At 62.5% G+C, this 6,515-nt stretch carries 1 protein-coding gene; it reads right to left on the bottom strand.

The genetic code is table 11. The features are described 5' to 3' along the window. The coding region (locus tag ABX74_RS26010; protein ID WP_047890025.1) for a non-ribosomal peptide synthetase at positions 1-6,515 on the bottom strand (6,515 nt) is incomplete at both ends.

The raw sequence follows: 6,515 nt of genomic DNA, 5'->3' as shown, positions 1-6,515 counted from the left end.
ACCCCCACACCATCCCAACCACCCACCACCAACCCGCGCTCACCCGCGACCAACACGTCGACCTCACCGACCGGTGTATCCGCGTTCGCTGCAAAGGCGGCAAGAATCAGCGACATTCGCTGTGCAATGGTGCCGACCGCGGCGCGGTCGAATGCCGCCGGCTGATACCGCAGGCTCACCTGCAGCGTCGGTTCCGCGACCGACAGCACGGTGAGCGGGTAATGCGTGGCGTCGCGGGCATTCACAGCGGTGACGCGCATACCGGCTATGTCGGTGTTCCCGTCCATCCCCGAGGTATCGATTGGATACGACTCGAAGACCGACAGTGTGTCGAACAAATTGCCTGTCCCTACGGCAGATTGAATCGCGCCGAGTCCGACATAGTGATGATCGAGCAGATCTGTCTGCTCGCCTTGTAGTCGAGCGAACAGCTGTGCACACGTCTCGTCTGGATCCAGTTGCACGCGGACAGGCAATGTGTTGATCAGCAGCCCCATCATGTTTTCCACACCAGGCAATTCAGGTGAGCGGCCCGAGACTGTGACGCCGAAGACTACGTCGTCGCGGGAAAGCATTCGAGACAACAGGACACCCCACGCCGCTTGGATCACCGTGTTCATCGTGATCCCGCTCCGCTGGACGAGCGCACCGAGTCCGTCGAGCACCGAATCCGGCAGATCGACGGTGACCTCTTCGGGTACCACCTGATCGGCGGTCGGCGCCGAAGCCGCCAACAACGTCGGCTCGTCGACGCCTTCCATGGCGTCCTCCCAGACCGCGAGCGAGGTCTCGATGTCGCGGTGCGCCAACCATTCCAGATAGGTGCGGTACGACGGAGTCTGGGGCTGATCGGCCGGGACGCTCTCGACCGGGAGACTGTCGTCCGCGTATCTCATCAGCAGTTCGCGCACCAACAACGGCATCGACCAACCGTCGAGAACGATGTGATGGTTTGTCACCACCAACACACACCTCGACGGCGAGGTTCGCAGCAACGTCAGCCGAAGCAGTGGCGGCGAGGCGAGGTCGAAGGGTGCACTGCGATCCTCGTCGAGGCGGCGCTCCAGCTCTGCTTCGGTTGCCGATCCGCAATCACTCAGGTCGACCTCGGTCCAGGGAATCACTGCATCGTCGACAATCAACTGCACCGGTAGGCCGTGTGCGTCGTAGACGAACGCTGCACACAGATTCGGGTGGTTTGCCAATAGTCCGGCAGCAGCGCCGCGCAAACGCTCGGAATCAACCGCTCCTTCGAGCTCGACGCACAACTGCGCTGTGTAGACGTCCGTCGACGTAGCCGCCAGTGAGGCATGGAACATCAGCCCGGCCTGAAGGGGCGACACCGACCAGACATCGTGCAATCCGGGGAAGTCGTTCTCCCAGCGTTCGATCTGTTGTTGGTCGACCGAGACCAGGGGAATGTCCGACGGCGTCAGACCGCCCGCATCAGGTCGCGACGCGTGCGCGGTGAGTCCGTCGAGCGCACGACGCCACAGTTCCGCGAACTCCGCGATGTCAGACCTGTCGAGCACTCCGCGGGGAAAGGTGAAAGATGCTGTCAGGCAGGGCCCGTCGACATGGTCCTCAACCGCCGCGTTGATGTCGATCACGGACGCCACAGGCATGGACCGATTCTGGGTTCCGCCGAGCTTTCGATTGCCCTCCACCGGCAGCCAGTCCTGTGTTCCGTCAGAGGAGCTGATCCGGCCCAGATAGTTGAAACTGATCTGAGGAGAACGGAATCGGCCGAGTGGTTCGCTCTCGCCCGACAGGTAGCGCAACATCCCGAATCCGATTCCATGATCGGGGATCGCACGCACGTATTCCTTGACGGCTTTGAGAGCCCGTCCGGCGTCGGCGCCACCTGCCAGTGCGTCGTCGACGTCGAGTCCGCCGAGGTCCACGCGCACCGGGTAGAGCGTGGTGAACCAACCAACGGTGCGCGCGAGGTCTGCGCCAGGAACCGCTCCTTCCTCGCGGCCGTGTCCTTCGAGCGTGACCAGGGCGGCAGCGGTATCCATACCGCGGCGTCGTCGCCACTCCATCGAGGCCAACGCAACAGCAGTGAGGAGTCCGTCGTTCACGCCGGCGTGAAATGCCGCAGGAACCGTGGTGAGTAGGTTCCTGGTCACTGGAGGCGCGATGTCCACTGTGACGGTGTCGACCGTGCCGTCGACGTCGATCGTGGGATCGAGTGGGCGCGAACCGATCAGCGGGTCATCGCCGTCAAGGATCGTTTTCCACATGTCCCGTTCGACGCTCCGATCGCCCACGTGCTCGACAAGCCCGTGCGCCCACCGCCGGAACGACGTTCCGATCTGTGGCAGTTCGGGCGTGACACCGGCCCGGAGTTGTGCTGTCACCGTCGCCAGGTCGGTGACCAGAATGCGCCACGAGACGCCGTCGACAACCAGGTGATGAATCACCACAAGTAGTCGGCCCCGCTGGTTCGACAAGTCGGGTTTGTCGACCAGGTCGAACCAGATCACGCGCACCATGTCAGCCGCGGCGGCATCCAAGCTGTCGGCAGCGGCCTCGAGCTCTCCCGACGCCAAGGCCCTGAAACGTTCGTCGTCCACCGAACCGACAGCTACTCGATGGATCAGTCCTTCGGCCGAGATCGAGCCGGGTGGTAGGACTTCCATGACCCGGTCGCTCTCGTCCAAGCGTGCTCGCAGCATTCCGTGGCGGTCCAGCAACTCCTGGACACCACGGACAAGGAGGTCCTGGGTGAGATCAGCGGGAGCTGTCAGCAAGAGCGCCTGGGAGAACCGTTTCAATTCACCGCCACGCAGCCCGCCACTGCTACGGTCGAGCATCCACTGCGCCACCGGGCTCAGTGGAACAGTTCCGACAGCGGACCCCGGTAGCTCCGCGAGCACATCAGGACCGTCCTGCTCCACGTGCGCCGACTCGGCGAGCGCGGCAACAGATTTGTGGTCGAATACGTCTCGGGGCGAGATGATCACACCAGCATCGCGAGCGCGGGCCACCAATTGGATGGACATGATGCTGTCTCCACCGAACTCGAAGAACGAATCGTGCACTCCTACGGTGTCCAGGCCGAGAACCTGCGCGAACAGAGCGGCAAGAAGATTCTCGGTTTCCGTTCGCGGTGTCCGGTCGGGTGTGGCCGTGGACGAGAAATCGGGTGCGGGAAGCGCTGCGCGGTCCAGTTTTCCGTGAACCGTCAGCGGAAGTGCGTCGAGCACCACAACCGCCGCAGGCACCATGTACGACGGCAGACGCTTGCCTGCATGCGCGAGGACGTCTCGCGGATCGACACTCGCTCCGCGATCGGGAACCACGTATCCGATCAACCGATCCCTGCCGTTCAACCGATCCCTGCCGTCGCCGTTCCAGACGCCCGTCACCGCCTGGGCCACGCGCGGGTGCGTCTGCAGTGCCACCTCGACTTCCCCGAGTTCGATGCGGAACCCACGGACCTTCACTTGGGCATCGGTGCGCCCGAGATACTCCAGCTGTCGGTCGGGCGTCCACCGCACGCGATCACCCGTGCGATAGATCCGCGTTCCCGGCGCACCGAAGGGATCTGCGACAAACTGCGTGGCGGTCAACGGGGATCGCCGGTGATAGCCGCGAGCGAGAGCCGGTCCGGCAAGATACAACTCTCCCACGACACCTACCGGCACCGCTCTCAGACGCGAGTCCAGCACTACCTCGCTGAATCCGCGAGTAGGTGCGCCGATGGTGACCGGGTCGTTCGGAGCCAGTGCCGCACTGATGCTCGACACCACAGTTGCCTCGGTAGGACCGTAGGCGTTGAACATCTTTCTGCCCGGCGCCCAGCGGGCCACCAATTCCGGCGGGCAGGCCTCCCCACCTGTCACGACACAACCGACAGTGGTGAGTCCGTCTGGGGCGACGGACGCCAAAGCCGCCGGAGTCACAAAACAATGGGTGACGCGCTCGCGCTCCAGTAACGCCGCCAGCTCCGACCCGCCGTAGACGGTCGGTGGCACGATCACCATCGTGGATCCCGCACCAACGGCCAACATGAGTTCGAGAACCGAAGCGTCGAAACTCGGCGAAGCGAAGTGCAGAGTTCTGGATCGGGTCGTGGCGGCGAATGTCTCGCGCTCCTGGAGAGCAAAGTTGCTCAACCCGCGATGAGTGACCGTCACACCCTTGGGTGTTCCCGTTGATCCCGAGGTGTAGATCAGATAGGCCGGATTGTCGATTCGAATCCGTGCCTTCCGATCCGCGTCGGTGACTTTCGATGGCGAGTACGCCCACAGCCGTTCCTCGAAACCGGCATCGTCGAGGACCAGCCACGGCACGAGGCCGGACAATGCTGCGTGGTGAGCTCGGGTCGTTATCCCCCACGCTGCACCGGAGTCGCCCAGCATGTACTCGATACGTGCAGCAGGAAGTCCCGGGTCCACGGGAAGGAATGCTGCACCTGTCTTGGCAATGGACCACACCGCCAGAACGGACTCGACGGAGCGTGGGAGACACATCGCCACCACCGTTTCGGGACCCACTCCGGATTCGATCAGCATGCGGGCCAATCGATTCGACTGTGCGTCTAGTTCGAGATAGGTCACTTCACGTTCCTCGAACACCAGCGCGACGGCGCCGGGATCCTGGGCGGTCGCCATATCTGTTGCTGTCGTGAGCAAATCGGGAAGGGTTTGAACAGCGGTGGAGATCACACCTCGCACGGGTACCAGTTCGGCTGACTCACGGGCGTCGAGGATATCGATATCTCCGATCCGCGATTGCGGATCCGTGGTGACGTACTCGAGAATCCGTTGCAGGCGGTCGACGAAGCCCCCTACTGTTTCCTCGTCGAAAATATCTGCGGCATATCCGAATTCAGCACCAATACCATCCGATTCACCGGCGGTGCCAGTGTTCTGCGCCACCGTCAACTGCAGATCGAAGGTGATGGTGTCGATCTCGACACCCACGTCGGTCACCTGCAGGTCGGGAAGTTCCAGTGTCGGTCGCTCGATGTCTTGGAACTCCAACATGACTTGAAACAGGGGCGAGTATGCCGTCGAACGTGAAGGATTCACTATCTCGACGACTCGTTCGAACGGCACGTCGGCATGAGTGAAGGCGCTCAGATCTACGCCTCGGACCTGGTCGAGGAACTCCCCGAAAGTCGCGCCGCGGTCCACTGCAGTGCGCAAGACCAACGTGTTGACGAACATGCCCACCAGGTCGTCGAGTTCGCGCTCCCCACGCCCGGCGATGGGAGTTCCGACGGCTACGTCCTCCTCATCGCTGAGCCTCGCCAGCAGCACTGCCAAGGCGGCATGCACAACCATGAAGACGGTGGCGTTGTGTTTGCGCGACAGGGCAACCACACCGGCATGAACCTCCGGACTGAACGCGAACCGAATCCGTCCGCGTCGAAGCGAACGCACATCACCGCGCGGTCGATCGGTCGGAATGTCGAGAACTTCCGGTGCACCCGCAAGATTCTCGACCCAATAGGCGAGCTGTTTCGAGATCAAAGACCGAGAGTCGGATTCCGAACCCAACCAACCACGTTGCCACAACGCATAGTCGGCGTACTGGATCTCGAGCGGCGCCCACCGAGGAGCCTCACCGCTCACACGGGAGGTGTATGCGCTCATGAGATCTCGGGCCAGCGGTACCGTGGAGAATCCGTCGGCGGCGATGTGGTGAATCACGATCACCAGGACATGCGAGTGGACCTGGTCGTCTCGCCGCAACAAGGTGGCGCGCATCGGGACCTGCTGCATGACGTCGAAACCATCCGAAACGATCTGCCGGCAACGCTCGCGCAGCTCTTCCTCTCCCTGCACAAGTATCGGTGCGAGATCCGATACCACCTGTGAGGTAGACATGATCACTTGACGCGGGCCGTCGTCAGTGAGAGGAAAAACAGTGCGCAAGGACTCGTGCCGCTCGACGACGTCGACAAATGCCGCGTGAAGTGCACTCAGATTCACTGTGCCGTCGAGCCTCAACGCGCACGCGACGTTGTAGGCGGCGGACTCGGGGTCGAACTGATTCGCAAACCACATTCGCTCCTGCGCCGGCGAAAGTGGGATATCCGTCGTCGCACCCCGCGGCCTCAACGCCGGCTTGGCCCCCTCTCCTCCGCGACACTGCGCCAACTCGGCCAGCGCTGCAACGGTAGAAGCATCGAAGACGTCGCGGATGTCGATCCGTTCGCCGAGAACAGAATTCACTCGCGCAACCAACCTGACTGCACTCAGAGAGTTCCCACCAAGGGCAAAGAAATCGTCGTACACGCCCACCGTCGACGTTCCCAACAGATCATCGAAGATTGCGGCAACCGTCTCCTCGACCGGCGTTCGCGGCGCAACATACTGCAGCGATTGAGGTTCGAAGTTGACGTCCGGGAGGGCTTTACGATCCAACTTCCCATGCACCGTCACCGGAAACTCCCCCAACACCACCACCACCGACGGCACCATGAACCCCGCAAGAGACCTCCGCACCCCCTCCAACACCACCACCTCATCGACCACCACCCCCACCTCACCCACCAC

Source organism: Rhodococcus sp. ARP2, from assembly GCF_001029585.1.
GTDB classification, from domain to species: Bacteria; Actinomycetota; Actinomycetes; order Mycobacteriales; family Mycobacteriaceae; genus Rhodococcus_F; species Rhodococcus_F erythropolis.
The sequence above is the reverse complement of the archived record's forward strand: the minus strand, read 5'-3'. Positions and strand labels throughout refer to the sequence as shown.